The 18,728-nt window shown below is 43.9% G+C and carries 12 protein-coding genes; all 12 read left to right on the top strand.

Annotated features, from left to right (window positions below; translation table 11 throughout):
• Positions 1 to 9 precede the first annotated feature (9 nt).
• The 12 genes from FDP09_RS15745 (at position 10) to FDP09_RS15695 (ending at position 18,602) form a co-directional block, all read left to right on the top strand.
• Entirely contained in the window at positions 10 to 1,980 is a 1,971-nt protein-coding gene (locus tag FDP09_RS15745; RefSeq protein WP_137403588.1) for a phage tail sheath family protein, read from the top strand.
• Between the two features lie 114 nt (positions 1,981 to 2,094).
• Positions 2,095 to 2,523, top strand: a complete 429-nt coding sequence (locus tag FDP09_RS15740; RefSeq protein WP_112786352.1) for a phage tail protein — start codon at positions 2,095 to 2,097, stop codon at positions 2,521 to 2,523.
• 8 nt (positions 2,524 to 2,531) lie between these two features.
• Positions 2,532 to 2,993, top strand: coding sequence for a phage tail protein (locus FDP09_RS15735; RefSeq protein WP_137403587.1), 462 nt, complete (start codon positions 2,532 to 2,534; stop codon positions 2,991 to 2,993).
• A 2-nt stretch (positions 2,994 to 2,995) separates the two neighbouring features.
• Entirely contained in the window at positions 2,996 to 3,154 is a 159-nt protein-coding gene (locus FDP09_RS23825) for a DUF5908 family protein (protein WP_187328687.1), read from the top strand.
• A gap of 3 nt (positions 3,155 to 3,157) precedes the next feature.
• Entirely contained in the window at positions 3,158 to 3,847 is a 690-nt protein-coding gene (locus FDP09_RS15730) for a CIS tube protein (protein ID WP_137403586.1), read from the top strand.
• Positions 3,844 to 5,592, top strand: a complete 1,749-nt coding sequence (gene vgrG / locus FDP09_RS15725) for a type VI secretion system tip protein VgrG (RefSeq protein WP_137403585.1) — start codon at positions 3,844 to 3,846, stop codon at positions 5,590 to 5,592. Before FDP09_RS15730 ends, vgrG begins: the two co-directional genes overlap by 4 nt.
• 92 nt (positions 5,593 to 5,684) lie before the next feature.
• A complete protein-coding gene (locus FDP09_RS15720) occupies positions 5,685 to 5,975 on the top strand; it encodes a PAAR domain-containing protein (RefSeq protein WP_137403584.1) in 291 nt (96 codons plus the stop codon).
• 5 nt (positions 5,976 to 5,980) lie between these two features.
• Entirely contained in the window at positions 5,981 to 6,397 is a 417-nt protein-coding gene (locus FDP09_RS15715) for a GPW/gp25 family protein (protein WP_137403583.1), read from the top strand.
• 103 nt (positions 6,398 to 6,500) lie between these two features.
• Positions 6,501 to 9,803: a baseplate J/gp47 family protein gene (locus FDP09_RS15710; protein WP_137403582.1), complete on the top strand. Its 3,303-nt coding sequence runs from the start codon at positions 6,501 to 6,503 to the stop codon at positions 9,801 to 9,803.
• Complete coding sequence (locus FDP09_RS15705; protein ID WP_137403581.1) at positions 9,791 to 12,610, top strand: replication endonuclease; 2,820 nt, start codon at positions 9,791 to 9,793, stop codon at positions 12,608 to 12,610. The genes FDP09_RS15710 and FDP09_RS15705 overlap by 13 nt, the downstream gene beginning before the upstream one ends.
• 11 nt (positions 12,611 to 12,621) lie before the next feature.
• On the top strand, positions 12,622 to 16,935 hold the full coding sequence (locus FDP09_RS15700; protein ID WP_137403580.1) for a PKD domain-containing protein: 4,314 nt from the start codon (positions 12,622 to 12,624) through the stop codon (positions 16,933 to 16,935).
• Positions 16,932 to 18,602, top strand: a complete 1,671-nt coding sequence (locus FDP09_RS15695) for a contractile injection system tape measure protein (protein WP_137403579.1) — start codon at positions 16,932 to 16,934, stop codon at positions 18,600 to 18,602. The genes FDP09_RS15700 and FDP09_RS15695 overlap by 4 nt, the downstream gene beginning before the upstream one ends.
• The last annotated feature ends 126 nt before the right edge of the window (positions 18,603 to 18,728 follow it).

Genomic DNA, 18,728 nt, shown 5'->3' with positions numbered 1-18,728 from the left:
TTTTTTATCATGGCAACATCATATAAAACACCAGGTGTTTACATAGAGGAAATCACCAAATTTCCACCTTCTGTAGCACAAGTAGAAACAGCGATTCCGGCCTTTATAGGATACACGGAAAAAGCCAAAGATGGGGAGAAGAACCTCCCTCCAAATGAACCAGTGAAGATTTCTTCAGTTCTTGAATTTACCGAACACTTTGGTGGAGCCCCCCAGGTGGATATAAGTACGCTGGAAATCAATGCACAGAATCAAGTCACCGAATTGGAGCTAACAGAAAAATTCCATCTCTATGAGTGTATTAGGATGTTTTATGCCAATGGAGGAGGTGACTGTTACGTGGTATCGGTTGGTTCGTACCAAGACACCATCCAAAACGGCACCGCTGACGGAGCTACTCCAGGGTTTCTCGCAGGTTTGGCTAAGATCAAGAAAGTGGACAGGCCCACCTTATTGGTGATGCCGGATGCACCATTGATGAGCCAAAGCAATCTAAATTCACTCTATGCCGCGATGCTAAGCCAGTGCAATGAACTTCAAGATAGGTTCTGCATTTTTGACTTAAAAGAGGATACGGTGGACCACGATGAAGCGGTGGAGAATTTCAGAAATGGAATAGGCATGAATTACCTTAAATATGGAGCTGCTTATTCTCCCTGGATAAAAGCCAATCTTCCTCGGGTGGTGAACTATAAGGACATTAAAGGTAAAATCACCCAAAATGGTCCTGCTGTTAATCTAGCAGATTTAATCGCAGATGCGGATGCCAAAGCACTGGCCAATCGACTGGACAACCTGGTGGATGACCAAACCACCATCAAAGATGCCATCGATGCACTGAAAGGAACCCATTCTTCATTTCAGGCAAAATTCGAAGCGCTATCCAATACACTCAAAAACACCTCGAATAAGGCAAATCTGGAAGCTCTTATCAATTATTATACCGAGAGCATGGACATGATCAGGGATACGATTGATATTGGGTCTGGCTCAGCCATTACGTTGAATGACAAAAGTGCTCCTGCTGGAAATGATGAATATCTATTTGATTTCTTGGTTTCAAAATTAAGTACTGCACTGGACAGCACCGAAAATGAAATTGCCAAAATCAATGGGGACAGTAGCTCATTGAGTTCAGCGTTGACCTTGGCTGCTTCGGATACCGGTTTGGATTATACCAGTAGCACATCGACGAACACCTATTTCGGTACCGGAACGTCCAATGTGGAAAGGATCCAGCCCCATGTAGGTGCGATAACCAAATTATGGAGCAGTATAAAGTCCTCCCTCGACCTCATTGCCACATCCGGAGAGAGTTTTACCTCCACCGTCGAAAATTCTGCCAAAGAGGCCATACCGGCGCTCAAAAGTATTTTCCAACGGATCGCGAATGAATACTTGACCTTGCCACCAAGTGCCACCATAGCCGGTGTATATGCTAGCGTGGATGCCAGCAGGGGAGTGTGGAAAGCCCCAGCCAATGTGTCTGTTAACAATGTGGTCGGTGTGACCGAACTGATCGACCATAAAGAACAAGAAAACCTCAATGTGGACGTCGTGGCCGGGAAATCCATCAACATTATCAGGCCATTTACCGGTAAAGGTATTATGGTATGGGGTGCCAGGACCCTGGCCGGAAACGATAATGAATGGAGATACGTATCGGTGAGGCGTTTCTTTATCATGGCAGAAGAGTCCATCAAAAAGGCTACCGAGCAATTTGTCTTTGAACCGAATGATGGCAATACCTGGGTCAGGGTAAGGGCGATGATCGAAAACTTCCTTACGCTACAGTGGAGAGCAGGCGCTTTGGCAGGAGCCAAGCCAGAGCATGCATTTTATGTAAGAGTGGGATTGGGTCAGACGATGACCAGTTTGGATGTATTGGAAGGAAGGATGAATGTAGAAATTGGAATGGCCGTAGTAAGGCCAGCTGAGTTTATCATTCTCAAATTTTCCCACAAAATGCAGGAATCCTAGTAGGTAACATGATCGGTGCCTGATGTCATGAGCACATGCACCGCGGATGGTTGACAGTGGGCTGTTGACCGAATGCAAACAACATAATAACCAAGTAACTAAAACAGAACAATCATGAGCTATCCATTATCAAAGTTTCATTTCTCTGTGGAGTGGGGAAAAGATAAAATAGGGTTTACTGAAATATCCGGATTGGATATGGAAACCGAGATCATTGAGTACCGGGATGGAGCCATGCCGGAATACAGCAAAATCAAAATGCCCGGAATGCAGAAGTTTTCAAATCTCACGATGAAAAGAGGCACTTTCCAGGGAAACAACAAGTATTACGAATGGTATCAAACCATCAACCTGAACAAAGTAGAGCGACGGGATATCACCATTAGCCTGTTAAACGAAGAGCATGAACCCGTGGTGACCTGGAAGGTTAAGAATGCTTGGCCGCTCAAAATCCAATCTACTGACCTCAAGGGAGATGGAAACGAAGTGGCAATAGAATCCATGGAAATAGCCCATGAGGGACTTACGATTCAAAATGAATAATACAGGCAATGGACACGTTTTATCCACCATCCAGTTTTCACTTTCAGGTTTCCTTTTCACAAAAGGGAGACCAGGTCAGTAAGAAAAAGGACCATGCCTTTCAGTCCGTTTCCGGTCTGAGTGTGGATATAGATACGGAGGAATTTGCAGAAGGCGGGGAAAACAGGTTTAAACATAAATTCCCCGTCAAAACCAAGTACCCCAATCTTGTCCTCAAGAGAGGCCTGTTGGTGGATTCCGAATTGATTTCATGGTGCAGGGATGCAATTGAGAATTTTATTTTCCAGCCCTTGGATGTCACGGTTTCTCTCCTGAATGAGGAGCATGAGCCGTTGATCTCTTGGAATATCGTGCATGCTTACCCTGTAAAGTGGAGTGTGGATGATTTTAATGCAGAAGAGAGTAAGTTGGCCATTGAATCACTTGAATTGGCCTACAATTATTTTACCAAAATCACAAACGAAGAATAGTGATGCCCATTGAAATCAAGGAATTGCATATCAAAATCACTGTGGATGAAGGGAAATCATCTGTTGGGAGTAAAAAGTCCGGAAGTGGGGGACAGCAAGAAATCATATCCCAATGTGTAGAGCAGGTTATGGAGATTTTGGAAAACAAAAAGGAAAGGTAAGCCATGAGTGAAGGAAAACTGGAAAAGTTAAAAATCGTCGCCTACAAGGATGCTAAGTTCTCAGAAGAGGTGGACAATGGTGAATTCACCACCTTGCTCAATCCTGAAAAATACAAATTTCAGTATAGGGTGGAGCAAAATGAGGATCAGGCAGCAGGAACCAGTGCAGCCCCCATCCGCTTCAATAAAATTTTGCCGCAGACGTTGGAACTGGATTTTCTCTTTGACCGCACGGGGGTGATCGCGGGATATGAAGCCACCGAAAACGGCGTCATCGATGACGTAGCACATTTCAAAAAGATCGTCTATGAGTACAATGGAGAAAAGCACAAACCCAATTACCTGATGATCACTTGGGGAAGCCTGTTATTCAAGGGCTATCTCAAGGAGATGGATATTGAGTATAAGCTTTTCAGGCCGGATGGTACCCCAATCAGGGCACTGGCCACAGCAAAGATCGGGGAGTTTGTCGAAGAAGAACTTCGTACGGCCCAAGAGAATAATCAGTCACCGGACCTGACGCATTACAGAGTGGTCAAAGATGGGGATACACTTCCCCTTATGACCTACCGGATCTATGGGGACAGCAAGTATTATCTCGAAGTGGCCAGAGCAAATGGACTGACCAACTTCAGGAAACTAAAAACAGGTACAGAGCTTAGGTTCCCACCACTTCAAAAGCAAAAGCAATGAACAACAGTGGCACTATATCGACCAGCCAGAGCGTGGATCGGGTAACGTACAAGGTCCTGATAGATGGAGAGGAAATCCCAGGCACGATCCAAGTAAAGAATATCCTCGTGTCCAAGGAAATCAACCGGATTCCAGTGGCAAAACTGGCTATTTTGGACGGTGATCCATCCGAAAGGGATTTTACAGTCAGTAATGGAGAGCATTTTGTGCCTGGAAAGGAAATTGAAATTGCTGCAGGCTACCATTCTGATGAAGTCACCATTTTTAAGGGAATCATCGTAAAGCAAAGCCTAAAAATCCGAAACAACCAGAGCTTACTGATGGTAGAGGCCAAGGATAAGGCGGTCAAATCTACCCTGAGAAGGAAAAGCAAATATTTCTATGAAATGTCTGACGCGGATGTCCTGGAAGCACTTGGAGCGGATCATGGCTTGGATACTGATATTTCCTCCACCAATACCACCCACGCCGAATTGATCCAGTATGATGTGACCGATTGGGATTTTATGATGATGCGGGCCCAAGCCAATGGGATGATTGGATTGGTAGATGATGGGAAATTAACATTTCAACTGCCCGATGTAAGTGCTTCCCCTGTCGAGACTGTAACGTTTGGAGCTACTGTTTTGGAGTTTGATGCCGAGATGGATGCCCGAACCCAGATTCCCAAAACAGTGGCAAAAGCATGGAATATGGCTGAGCAAGCGTTATGGGAGATTGAGGGAACGGATCCTGCCTTGGCCATGAATGGCAATATTTCCTCGGATGATCTAGCAGCTCTATGGGATGACAGTGAGATGATCCTGCGACATGGAGGGAGTAAAAAAGATACTGCTCTACAAGATTGGGCGGATGCCAAATGGAAGTTCCAGCAAATGGCCAAGACCAGGGGAAGGATCAAGTTCCAGGGCATTCCAAACGTAAAACCCGGTACCAATTTACTCCTAGAAGGAGTAGGGGATCGCTTTAATGGCAAGGTCTTTATTTCGGGCATTAGCCACCAGATAGCCGAGGGAAATTGGACGATAGATGCTCAGTTTGGATTCGATCCATCCTGGTTTGCTGAATCTGAGTCAACTATCCATACCCCGCCAGCAGCTGGCCTGACAGCTGCGATCAGCGGCTTACAAGTAGGGATAGTGACCAAGCTGGAAGAAGATCCGGATGGGGAAGATCGTATCAAAGTAAAAATTCCCATCATCAATAATGAAGAAGAGGGCATTTGGTGCAGACAGGCATGTCTCGATGCCGGTAATGAGAGAGGCGTGACCTTTAGGCCTGAGCTTGAGGATGAAGTGGTGGTAGGATTTATCAATGAAGATCCAAACGATGCCGTGATCTTGGGAATGCTCCATAGCAGTGCCAAGCCCAGCCCCATTCCAGGGGCTGATGACAACCACGAAAAAGGCATCCATACCCGATCCGGCATGAAGCTTATTTTTGATGATGAAAAATCCAGCGTGCTGATAGAAACACCGGGAGGAAATAAAGCTTTGCTAGACGACGATGCCGGCAGTATTACCATTGAAGATCAAAATGGCAATACTGCAGTGCTGGACAGCAGTGGAATTACCTTGGAAGCAGCGAAGGATTTCAATATCAAAGCAACAGGGGACCTTAACCTGGAAGGCACCAATGTAAACGTAAAAGCCAATGCCCAGTTCAAAGCCGAAGGCAGTGCTGGTGCGGAAGTAAGTACCAGCGCCGTAGCGGTACTCAAGGGGTCATTGGTGCAGATTAATTGACGAGGTAAGCATCAAGTTATAAGTACGCTTGATTTTCATAGATAGTAAGTGATAAGCCAAACCTCTTATTTCTAACAACTAAATATAAAAAAATGGGAATGCCAGCAGCAAGAGCAAATGATATGCATGTCTGTCCAATGGTGACAGGCACCGTTCCCCATGTAGGAGGCCCTATCATGCCACCTGGTGAGCCTACCGTCTTGATCGGTGGCATGCCGGCAGCACGTGTGGGGGATATGGCCACGTGCACTGGACCTCCTGACAGTATCGTGATGGGATCGTCTTCGGTAATGATAGGAGGGATGCCGGCGGCGAGGCTCGGAGATACCACAGCCCATGGAGGCAGTATTGTAATTGGCGAACCTACAGTATTAATCGGATAAAAGTCATGGCAGATAGTAACGAATTTTTAGGAACCGGATGGAGCTTTCCCCCAGAATTCAACAAGGAAAGCGGTCGCTTAAAAACAAGTACCGGAGTGGAAGACATCAACCAAAGTCTGGAAATCCTTTTTGGAACCAAGCTTGGTGAGCGAATCATGCAGCCTACCTATGGCTGTAACCTTGACGAACTATTGTTCAGTTCGATGAACAGGACCTTGAAAACTTACGTCACCGAGCTGATCAAAAATGCCATACTCTACCATGAACCAAGGATTGAAACGGAGAAAATCGACATTACACAAGGAGACGAATTAAAGGGAGAGTTACTCATTCACCTCCATTACAGGGTCAGGGCCACTAATGCCAGAAAAAATATGGTATATCCCTTTTATATGGAAGAGGGTACTGATATCAGCAGGTAATAAGGAGCACAAAGAAAAGGTATCTGGTACGATGATCGGTATCAAGTAGTCAGCAGGCAGTAACCAATAACGCACGAACCAATAACCATTAATTATCCATTAAATGAGCGCAGATTGCAATCATATTGTTAATATTTTGAACAGGGACGGAACGGGAAGACCTGATTTGACCTTGGACCATCTGTCTCCTGACAGTGTGAAACTACAGAACTTCGAACTTGGGGATTGGTATGCTTTTGCACTGAATTTTTCTAAACACGTTCTTTTTTATGCCAAGGAATCAGATGATACGCCCGTTGGCGATTGGGAAAAATTCTTCGGTCACTTTCTGAAAGACACCTCTTGGCTGGACAATTTGGATGACAGGGATAAACTGGAAATGCTAAAAGATTCCTTTGACCAATTTTTAGCCGAGAAAGCCAGTACAAAAGACCTTACGCCGCATCTAACGCTATTTGTTTGTTTTATCAAATTGCTGCAAAACAGCCAGAATCGCTTTAATCAACTCACCAAAAGACACCTTGATTTCTACTATCAAGAAATCCTTCAGATTGAAAAAGAGCCACTAACGCCTGATCATGTTTATTTGATATTTGAGCTTGCCAAGAACTTATCTGAAGGAAAACTGGAAAAAGACACTGCGCTGGATGGAGGTAAAGACAGTGCCGGAATCAAAAGGACTTACTTGACGATGGAAGAATCCATCATCAATAAGACTCAAGTCGCTGCACTGAAAAGTGTCTATAACGATATCACGGTAGATAAAGCAGCCATCAAACACCTTGACACATCGGATGCAACAGGAACGATGGTGATGGCCCCCATTGCCAATTCCTATGACGGGCAAGGAGAAGACTTTCCGAAAGATGCCAATAAATGGTGGCCCTTTGGATATACCAAAAGCTGCAATGCCTCCACACAGCTGCCTCCATTACCAAGCGCCAGATTGGGTTTTACAATCGGTAGCCAGCTGTTTCACCTTGCCGAGGGTAATCGGTGGATTACGCTTACCCTGTTGTTTGAACATGATATCCTGGATGAAACTATAGACCTGGTTCTTTTACGAAAAGCCCTAAAACTAGAACTTACCGGTGAAAAGGGCTGGATAGGAGAGGAAGTGTTTACGCTAGAAAATGAACCGGAGTTTATGGATGGTCCTATCGGAAATAACCAATTGATCCTTCAAATCAACTTGGATGAATCTGTTTCTCCTGTCAGTACATATAATGCTGAAATTCACGGTGGGAATTATGCCATCCAAACCCCCTTGCTGCGGGTGATTTTTAGGACAGAGAAAAGGGAAGGATATAACCTTTATCGTTTGCTCAATGAAAATGCATTGCATCAGGTCACTGTCCAGACGGATGTTTTTGGAGTGGAGAATGTGAAAATTGAAAGTGATCTGGGTCCGTTAAATCCGACCAAACCATTTTTCCCATTCGGACCGCGGGCGCTTAAAGGAGCAAGCTTTACCCTGTATTATCCCGAAGCTATGTCCAAGCCACTCTCGAGCATCAACTTTAGTATGGATTACCTGAATACGCCGGATGATTTTGCCGAGCATTATATGGCTTATAATTCCCCAGCGATAATAAAAGACATTACAAAGAAATTTAAGGAGGCGGAAGAGGCAAAGACATCACAAAATCGTAAAACCATACTAAAGAATTATTTAGACCAAAAGTCCGTCGAAGCAAAGGAAGCAGTTCATTCAAGTATAATGGTATCAATGGACCAAACGGTCACCGGTGACGGTTATTTTAAAGTCAGAAAATCCCCTGACGATGTTTCCGAAACCAATAATTTGTTCCAAAAAAATGGAACACGCTATTCATCTGCTTTTAATTTTGATACCCCCCAATGGGAAACAGGTGAAGATAAAAAGCTAAAAATCAGTTTAGTAAATTCATTTCTGCATGAAAAATATCCACATTATTTCACCGTGGCAACGATCAACGGTAAAGAACAAATTGACGATGTCAGTCTGCTTCCAAACGAGCCGTACACGCCGCTAGTAGAAAATCTCAGGCTGGATTATACCGCAAAGGCATCCATTGACTTTTGGTCAGAAAGTGCAGAGAAAAATATCCACCTCATCCATGAAGAGCCATTTGGGCATTTGAAGGTGTTTTCACCCGAAATAGCAAAGGCTAAGAAAGACCTGATGATAGTTCCCTCATTTTGCAGAGGCGGAGAACTTTATATTGGCTTGGAAAATGCAAAAGCCCTTCAGCAGGTCACCTTGTTATTGCAGTTTTTGGAAGGGAGTGAAAATCCAGCCACCAAGGATATTTTCAAGGGCAACCAACAGATAAGCTGGCATTATTTAAAAGATGACCGTTGGGAGGAGTTGAAAAGCGACCATGTGCTGCTAAACCAAAGTCCGCGATTTTTGAAATCAGGAATTTTGCGTATTTCCCTACCCAAAGATGCCACCACAGAAAACACCAAACTACCTGCTGGACTTCATTGGCTGCGAGCGTCCATGAGAAAGCCCTATGATGTGGTTTGTCAGCTGATTGACATCAAGGCCCAAGCTGTAGAAGCGGTATTTGAGGACAATAGCAATACAGGAGACCATCTTGCCAAAGGGTTGGATGCCGAAACGATCAGCAAGTTACAGCAACGCCTCAGCAGTATTAAATCCATTACACAACCTTATGCCTCTTTTAGTGGCAAGGACCAAGAAAGTGACGAAGCTTATTACCGAAGGATCAGCGAACGGTTGAGGCATAAAAACAGGGCCATTACCCTTTGGGATTATGAACATTTGATCCTACAACATTTTCCCAACGTCTATAAGGTAAAATGCCTCAACCATACATGTGAGCAGGCATTTCAATCTCCGGGTAATGTAACGATTATCCTAGTGCCAGACACCGTCAAGAAAGCGGTTTTTGATATTTATCAACCCAGGGTCAGCCAAGCCACCTTAAATGAAGTAGCTACTTTTATCAACGACCTGAACAGCTTTCATGTAGAGGCTAAGGTAATCAACCCAAATTATGAAGAAGTGAAAGTAGAAACCAAAGTGAAATTTCATGAGGGATTTGATGTAAGCTTCTATCAAACCCAAATGCAGGAAGACCTTAAACGATTTCTTTCTCCATGGGCATATGATCAGACGGAGACCGTTCAGTTTGGTGTCACGCTACACCGCAGTCAAGTGATTCATTACTTGGAAGAGCTTCCCTATGTAGACTACTTAGAAGCAGTAAAGCTAAAGAAGCGCAACCCCAGCAGTCCTCCCTGCTCACCTACGTTCGAGGAAGTATCGACCAAAGACTATATCCGTCCGCTGAATCCCAAATCCATCTTGGTTTCGGCAAAAAACCATACGATCACACCGATCACGCATACCTGTTCCAGTGAACCCAATCAACCCAACGAGGAATGTCAACATTAAAAGAACATATCACGATCCCCAGGGACATCACGTCCAAAGACGACCTTGATTTTGACTTTTTAAGGCAAGAGGGCATACGCTATATCCAGGAGTTGGGCAGTAAGCTGTGGACAGATTATAATGTCCATGATCCTGGGATCACCATGCTCGAGGTACTGAGCTATGCCATTACAGACCTCGGCAATCGCATCAACCTGCCCATTGAAGACCTGATGACACGGCAAAATGTGGGACTGGAAGGGCAATTTTACCAAGTGGCGGATATACTTCCGTCTGCACCGACTTCTGCCAGTGACTATCGTAAGCTGATGATAGATATCCAAGGTGTCAAAAATGCCTGGCTAAAAAAAGAGGACATCACGCTCTATGCCGATCTTAAAAACGAGAAGTTGTCCTATGCCCCTATTGCTGACCCGAATGTCAAAACCCACCAAAAAACATCCTTTACCCTAAAAGGCCTCTATCGTTTTTTAGTAGAAACTGATAATGCTGACAAAGAATTGCCTGAGTCGCTAAAACAACAAATCTTTAAGTCATTTCATGCCCACCGCAATTTATGCGAAGAGCTGATTGCAGTAGAGGCAGTAGAATCCGTACCCATTTCCGTCTGTGCGAATATCGAAGTGGGGCCAGAAGCCGATGAGGAGCTGATTCATGCACAAATCACCGTGGCCCTAGAGGATTATATGGCGCCATCACCGCGGTTTTATTCCCTAAAGGAAATGATCGGTAAAGGGTATGGCACAGCAGAGATTTTTGAAGGGCCCGTTTTATCGCATGGTTTCCTAGATCCAAAGGAATTGGAAACTTCTAAACTCAGAAGGGAAGTGAGGCTCACAGATATCATCAATATCATCATGGGTATCAAGGGGGTGAAAGTAGTGAAGGAAATCACCCTCGGTCACTGTGATGATCATGATGGGAATGGAGATACGCCATGGGTTATCTGTATCCCGGAAAACAAGAAACCAACGCTATGTTCCAAAACTACCTTGAACTTCTTCAAAGGCCTTTTGCCGGTCAATATAAATAAAGCCAGGGCCAAAACGTATAAGCAAAATATCCTTAAAGCCAGACATGATAAGGATGTATTGGCCGGACAGGACAGGTTTCCAGAAATTCCCAAAGGAAACTATGGAGAATGGGGAGCTTACAGCAGCATCCAACATAGTTTTCCGGAAACATATGGCCTCAGTGACAAAGGCCTTCCACAACAATTGGGCATGCCAAGACGAGCTCTTGCCAAGCAGTTGAAAGGGTATTTGTTGTTTTTTGATCAAATCCTGGCGTCTTATTTCAAGCACCTTGAAAAAGTCAGTGACCTACTTTCCATGGATCAAAGTCCAAAAATCACCTACTTTACCCAAGCAGTAAAGGACATAAAAGCGGGCAAGGAGCTATTTAAAGATAGTTCGATTTTGGAAGACGAAGAGAGACTCTCCAAATCCCTGATAGGGATGCTGGATGATCCCGTCACCAGGAGGAATGAGCTCATGGATCATCTGATGGCACGTTTTGCGGAGAACTTTGGGAATTATGCCTTTCTGATGAAGCTGCTTTATGGAAAAAGTACCGATGAGATTGTACTGGATAATAAGCTGGAGTTTTTGAAGGATTATAAAGAAATAAGCAAAAAAAGGGGCGATGCATTCGACTATTATGAACAGCCCAAATCGAAACTTTGGGATACGGATAATGTCTCCGGGGCACAAAAGCGTATTGCCCGCTTGGTGGGGATAAAAAATTATGACCGAAGGAATTTGTCCGATTCGCTTATAGAAATCTACAAGTATAAAAATACAGATGATGAGGAGGTTTATCGCTGGAGAATTAGAAGTGAAGGTGGTAGCATTTTACTGTCCTCGACTACCGATTATCCAAGTTATACTAAAGCTGGTCAGGAAATGTATTTTACGATTCTAAAGGTTATCGAAACGGACAATGAAAAAATACAGCACCTTTTGGATCCTGAGCATGAGCTTTACCAACTTTTCGATACATCCATCCAGTTAGAGGCATTCCATTTTCACAAAGCCGAGACTTCGGATAAATACAGCTTTGATATCATCAATCCTGCGATTGAATCTGAGTCCAGTCCTGATTTTATCATTGCAAAGCAATATCATTTTCACAAAGACAAAGAAACAGCGGTAAAAGCCGCCCTGAAATTGATTGATTTTTTGAAGCACAAATTTACAGAGGAAGGAATATTCTTAGTAGAACACATCCTGCTGCGGCCAAGCGAAGATGATGCAGAACACTTTGACCAATGGGAAAGCGATGGCAAAGCGTTTACGAAGGGCCATTTTCTCCCTTTTTGCTCGGATGACTATGACAACTGCAAGCTGATCGATCCTTATTCCTTCAGGGTGAGCATTATCCTTCCTGGATTTACCTATCGCTTTGCCAATAAAGACTTTAGGAATTATTTGGAGAATGTCATTCGTGAGGAACTACCCGCCCATATCGTGGCAAAAATCTGCTGGATAGGCTATCGGGAAGGGGAAGAACCTGAACTTCACCAAGAGGATGTAGAAAACCCAGAAGATACCCTCTACAAAGAGAATCAATTGGTAAGGTTTGAGAAGGCTTACAAGGAATTTTTGCATGAATTGACTGACATTCACAAACGAAAAGACAATATCGCTTCCATAAACAAATACAATGGAACCTTAAATGAAATGATCGCTTCCTTGACAGGGCTTCATAGCATTTATCCAACCGGTCGATTGTACGATTGTACAGATGAGGAGGAAGATCTGGATGGAAAATTAATACTAGGAAAAACGAATTTGGGAACTCTATAATCAATACCGTCATGGCTAATAAACTAAGTACCATAACCACACAGTACCACACCTACAAGGTGGATCAGGTACTGACCCATACACAGCTTAATGAATCCATCGCTTTTTTTGAGGATCAGGATAGGCTGACGCGTGTATTTTTGAATGGTGTCGGCATCGTATGTGGATTTAACGTGAGTCGGCCTTATGGTGGAACCGTAAGGATCTCACAAGGAATCGGTGTGACGACGGATGGAGATATGTTCAAGTTGCTACAGGAATCCAGTGATCCCGAGCAACCTGGCTTGGAAATGGTGACGGGGTCCGTTGACTATACTTTTTATCGTGAATTCGAGGACCTTAATGGCAACTACACCAAATTCGCCAAAGACGACGACAGTCAGATTTCCCTATTTGAGCTGGTGCCAGCATCAAAAAGTTTAGAGACGGATACACCAATAGCAGATTTTGAGGGCCTGAATGATTGGATAGTGGTGCTATACCTGGAGACGTTTTCCAAGGAAGCGGATATGTGTGGCGGTATAGATTGTGACAATCAAGGAGTCGAACAAGTGGCACGGGTACGTGTACTGCTTACCGATGAAGAAGGTGCCGAACGACTGCTGTCTGAAGACAATATTTACCAAAAGCTAAATGCAAAAAAAATCTACAGTCAACTCGGTAAGATCAAGCTGAAACGTGCATTGCTCACTACTGCCAATACCCAAGTGCTCCAAAGACTGGAAAACAGTTACTATGATGCCATAACAGCTACTGAAATAGAGAAATTGGCCGATGGACTTAATGCCATTGCGGATCTACTGGGGGCAAACTTGAATGTGGACAGGCTCAAGTTCTTTAAAGAACAGCCCAGCAACAAATTGATCAATCCGTTCCAATACCACTACGACTGGCTTCGGGATGTAATTGACACCTATCATGAGCTTGTCGATACTTTATATGAACTCAATGCTACATGTCTTCCTGATATCACCGCCTTTCCAAAGCACTTGTTGCTGGGTTTTGTGGGCAATAATAATCAGGCCGAAGGGTATCGCCATCGTTTTTATAAGTCTCCCATCACCGGTGACATGAGCATTACCAACAACCTCCAATCTCTTCTGGATCGCCTGAACATCATGTTGAACGCTTTTCAAACCACTGGAAATACCATACAAATCACCCCTTCCAAATTTCGGGGAAAGCTGGGTGAAAGGACCATTCCATTTTACTATAAACCGGGCAAGGGTTTAATGGACAACTGGAATTTTGCCAAACGACAACGCGGGCACACCGGGGAGATCCTCCAGTATGACCATAAAGTTGACAATCAAGAAGCGGTAAGCCTGACCCCATTGGAATATGATTTGACAGAAGTAGATTTTTACAGGATCGAAGGACATCAAGGAAAGACTGCAGACCAAGCACTGATCGTGCTAAATGATTTTGTCCAGCAGTATAACTTAGACTTTGATGTAAAGATGGTCTCCATCAATGAGGTAATTGAAAACATTCGCATGGAAGATTACAAGTGTCAATTCGAAGACCTTATGGTTCTTTTGGAAGCTTGGAATCAAGAATTGGCCTGCATTGCAGGTAAAATATCCCAATACTTTACAGATATGAAATTGGGAAATATACTATCCAATGAGCCTGTGGATGAAAAGGCTAAAGTCGAAGAAACAAAAAGAACAAAGGATTTTGCCGGTCGCAAGGAAATCATGGTTTCCAACTCCAAAGAAATGGAGAAAATCCTAAAGATGATCAAAGATGGTACGATTGACCATAGCGAAGCGGCCAAATACTATCCCGAGTACTTTGGTGGCACGAATTCCCGTAAGACAGACAGCAAGAAGGATTATTGGAATAGCATTTCAAAAAATGTAGTGGCAGAAGAAGGGAAATTTGGGATGGTGGTGGATAAAGTACTGAAAGCCAATGAAGACCAAATGCTCACTTCAGACCAGTTTAAGGTACAGGCCCAAAAAGAGGCGGTACATTACATTGGAGACATCGAACTCGCCGATGAGGTTAGGAAAACGATAATAGACAAACCAATCGACATTATCGCAAGTACGATCGCCATTGGCACCAAAATACCCGAAAGGCTCAGTGAATTGGAAGACATTCACCTAAAGGATTATGGAGAATCGATCGATCGCTTGTGCAGTGAGCTAAAGGAGTTTCGTCGAGGTGTAAAGAGACTTTCCATCAGAGAAGAGTACAAGACAGAGTTTCAATCCCAAGCAATATTTTTCGCATCCATATGCTGTGCGGACGAAAAACTGGCAGTACTGCGGAAAGAAATAGACGTTAGAAAAAAGAATATTTTGGAATCATTGCAGCTCCACAAATTTGTGGAACATCATCCCGGTTTGGACCATAGGGCAGGGGTGAGCAAAGGCGGTACCTTCGTGATGGTTTATTATTCCAGTCCTTCGGAAAAAGCCGCTAAAGTCCCAGAATCGACCAAAGATCTGGCAATTGCTGTATCCAATGAATTCGATGACCGCAAGAAAGTTGCGTGGTTAGCAGAAATGGAAGTAGAGAAGGAAAGGGCAGTTCGATCAGGGGATTTTGTAAAATATGATGCCCTGCTAGCAGAAATGATCAAGACCGGAGCAGTTACCGAGGAATCATTAATGGATCGGACAAAAATGGTGAAAGGGGCTAGAAAAGACTACAAAAGCACCTTGAAAGACAGAACGGTAGTGGCTGATTTTATGCTTCCCTACCGCTGCTGCTCAGACTGTAACCCGATCAATTTTATCGTGCCAAGACCAGTGGTGTTTCTTGACCTTAGCACCGAAACGTACTGTTTGGGTTTGGAGCAGGATCCTGTTTCATTCGATGTAATTCCAACGGATGGTACTGTGGCAGTAGAAGGAGAGGTGCCGGGAGTAGTGATCTCGGGACGGTTTATCAGCATCGATCCAGAAGCATTCGAAACGGAGATGATCGGAAAACCCATCAGCTTTACAGTCAATGGAGAGCCTACAGAAGCACGACTTATCGTCCACGAAGCACCGCTATTTACCATCAATCTACCCGAGCAGCCTGTGATAAGCGGTTTGGAGGTTACATTCGAACCGTCACAGACTATTGATGGAGCAGCGTATGAATGGGATTTTGGTGATGACAATGGATCTGCAGATGAAGCCCCTAGTCATACCTATGATTTGCCTGAAGAAGTCAAATCCGTAACGGTTTCACTGACCATCACGCCCGAAAACGGTGCATGTCCCCGTACGGTTACTGAAGAGCTAGAGATTGGCCATATCATCATCGAAGATACCGTTGATTTGGCACTAGAACCAAATGAATTCTGTCGTGGCCGGGAAAGCACACTAACGCCTTTTGACGTGGTACCGGAAGATGGAAAAGTAGCCGGTACAGGGGTAACCACCAATCAGGAAGGAAAATATGTATTTGCCCCCAATTTGGTGCCGCAAAGCCAATTGGGAAAAGAAATTACTGATTTTACCGTAAATGGCCAATCGGTGGATTTGGTGGTAAGGGTTTTCCAAAGCCCGACTTTGTTGATTGACACCAAAGTAGATGACCATGGTCCCAATGAAGGTTATACGGTAACCTTTACCATTACCAATCCTCCAAGTGCTGCCAAAGAGTACCAATGGATCATAGATGGGAAGGAACAGGAAGTCACGGAGGAAACCAGCTTTAGTCAATCCTTCAATCCAGATGTAAAATCAGTATCGGTCCGTGTGAAGGCCCATCTCGGAAATATTTGTGAAGAAGCTTCATCGGATGAAATGACGGTAACGTTGGATGAAAAAACGGAGGGGAATTGTACTGAACTAGGGAAAGAAGAGGTGGCCAAAATGATTGGTATTCATCAGGAATTTATCAATTCACCCCAGTTTAAGGAAATGGGCCGTTGGGGCCAGGATACCATGATGGAGGCCTTCGAGGCAATGAATTCAATCGAGCAAAAACTGGATGAATATCAAAAGGGAAATGGCAATGGTGATTTGCAAGAAATTTTTGATAAGCAGTTTAGCAATTTGGTCTCTTACCTTCGTGAAATGCATTCTGATGGTGGAGCAAAAGACGCTCCCATGAAGCATTTGTACAGAGATTACGTCCGTCTATTCTATTTGATATTGAAATGTCAAGCGCCTGATGTGCTGGAGGAATCGGTAAAGGATTTACAGCCATTAACCGATAAAATTTCCAATGATTTCAATTCATTGGTAGAAAGTCAGGTGAATTGGGATCCAAATAAGACCTTGGGTGGCTTTTATGAAGAGGTCTTGCGGTCCTTTGAAGGAGTTTCGTTCCTTTTAGAAGCAATACGGAAGCAGGCAAGTATTCTTAATCAGTGAACGCGCTGACCAACCATATCGTCCAAAAAGTATTGGTCGAGCTGAACATCGCTGAGCAACAAACAGCCCTTGGTATCAAAAACCAAATCGAGGTGTTTATCCATAAAGAGCTGTTTCCACTCCTAGAGGAATACTTTAACGAATTGGAGCAACAATTTAAGGGGAATCACGTGCAGCTACCATCGCTCACGATCCAACTTCATAGCACTAAACCGATCTTTGACGCTATAGGGACATCGACCCAGAAGCTAGCGGTGGACCATCTTCTGAACCAATTTCGACAGCAAGTAGAGCAGCAAATGCGGCATTGGAGCAGAACAGTCCGGTCGATTTCTTATAAGGAGGACAAAATCTCCAATGCGTCCCAATCGCTAAAACCAGTCAATGGAAAAGAGAGGGTACCTGCAGCAGCTCCTTCCGACCTGACTTCAAGTCAACGGATGATCCAATCCATTATCTATATAATGGAACACGGGCACAGGCCATGGTGGTTGGGAGAGGGTGAAAAGGTGCTGTTTTTCTCTCCGTGGAACTCAATGGATGAAACGGTAAAGGATAGCTTTAAGCAGCCTGCACTGCGAAGTTTCTTTAAAAACCTGTCCTATCAGCCCAATGTACTTAATCGACTAATCCACCAGTTTTCTAATCATCAATTGGGAAAAATATATCATGAGTTGATGCATAGCAAAGCTGAATTAACCTCAATTCAACTTTATAAAACGTTGGTCAATCACCTTAAATCAGGTAAGTTCAGAATGACGTTTTGGCGGATGGTTTTTGGAACGTTGTCTAAGACATATTTTGACATAAATCATATAGAGCAAGCTCAAAACCTTTGGAAAATAGGCGTAGTGGAACATCCACAAAGCCATGAGACCATTTTCCGTATCATCGATCAAATTTATCATACGGCAGGCCGCATTCACCATCAAAAAAGCTGGAGTAACGAAACGGTATTCACACAATTCAAATCAAATTACAACAGTTTAAGATTAATTTTAATCAATTCAAATAAAAAATCAACTCACGCAACTGATCAAAAGAACTTCCAAGATCAATTGGTGCAGCTTTGGAAAGAAACAGGTGAAATTCAAGAAATGGAAAAGATTGACAAAGGGCAGCTACAGGAAAAAGAGGCTACTTCCCAAACAGATGAAGCAAGACTGTCTGACGGCATCTATGCAGGCCAGGCAGGTTTGGTTTTATTGCATCCCTATATCGGTCAATTGTTTCAAACCACCGGTCTAATGGATCAGGAAAAGCGCATCCTAAATAAAACGCTTGCAGTACACCTTTTACATTACTTAGCCACAAAACAGGAAAATGCCTTTGAACAGGATATGGTATTTGAGAAGTATTGCTGTAATGTGGGATTGGAGACCTCCTTGGAACGCGAGGTCTCCTTGCCCCAACACATGAAAAATGCTGTAGAAGAATTGTTGCAAGCAGCTGTGGGTCATTGGACGGCGCTGAAAAACACCTCGGGAGATACCCTCAGGATAGAATTTCTTACTAGAAAAGGTAAGTTGGTCACACAGGGTAATCACCACAAGTTGGTCATTGAACGGAAGACGCAGGATATTCTTCTTGAACAACTGCCTTGGAACATCAGCTTGGTGAAATTTCCCTGGAAGAAGCAATTGTTGTTTGTGGAGTGGGGAAGGTGAAGTACTATGATAGCAGTACGAGGTACGTAGTATCGGGAAGATTGATTTCGATACCTAAACGGAACAAAACCAGCGCAGTGGACTGTCAACAGCAAGCTGTGGACTGAGGTGGAAATAGGGACAGTT

The organism is Echinicola rosea, from assembly GCF_005281475.1.
Classification (GTDB): domain Bacteria; phylum Bacteroidota; class Bacteroidia; order Cytophagales; family Cyclobacteriaceae; genus Echinicola; species Echinicola rosea.
The sequence above is the reverse complement of the archived record's forward strand: the minus strand, read 5'-3'. Positions and strand labels throughout refer to the sequence as shown.

Excerpts from the sequence above, each read along its gene's own strand:
- FDP09_RS15710 (WP_137403582.1), top strand. The coding sequence starts at position 6,501 with ATGAGCGCAGATTGCAATCATATTGTTAATATTTTGAACAGGGACGGA.
- FDP09_RS15740 (WP_112786352.1), top strand. The coding sequence starts at position 2,095 with ATGAGCTATCCATTATCAAAGTTTCATTTCTCTGTGGAGTGGGGAAAA.
- FDP09_RS15730 (WP_137403586.1), top strand. The coding sequence starts at position 3,158 with ATGAGTGAAGGAAAACTGGAAAAGTTAAAAATCGTCGCCTACAAGGAT.
- FDP09_RS15745 (WP_137403588.1), top strand. The coding sequence starts at position 10 with ATGGCAACATCATATAAAACACCAGGTGTTTACATAGAGGAAATCACC.
- FDP09_RS15715 (WP_137403583.1), top strand. The coding sequence starts at position 5,981 with ATGGCAGATAGTAACGAATTTTTAGGAACCGGATGGAGCTTTCCCCCA.
- FDP09_RS23825 (WP_187328687.1), top strand. The coding sequence starts at position 2,996 with ATGCCCATTGAAATCAAGGAATTGCATATCAAAATCACTGTGGATGAA.
- FDP09_RS15735 (WP_137403587.1), top strand. The coding sequence starts at position 2,532 with ATGGACACGTTTTATCCACCATCCAGTTTTCACTTTCAGGTTTCCTTT.
- FDP09_RS15700 (WP_137403580.1), top strand. The coding sequence starts at position 12,622 with ATGGCTAATAAACTAAGTACCATAACCACACAGTACCACACCTACAAG.
- vgrG (WP_137403585.1), top strand. The coding sequence starts at position 3,844 with ATGAACAACAGTGGCACTATATCGACCAGCCAGAGCGTGGATCGGGTA.
- FDP09_RS15720 (WP_137403584.1), top strand. The coding sequence starts at position 5,685 with ATGGGAATGCCAGCAGCAAGAGCAAATGATATGCATGTCTGTCCAATG.
- FDP09_RS15705 (WP_137403581.1), top strand. The coding sequence starts at position 9,791 with ATGTCAACATTAAAAGAACATATCACGATCCCCAGGGACATCACGTCC.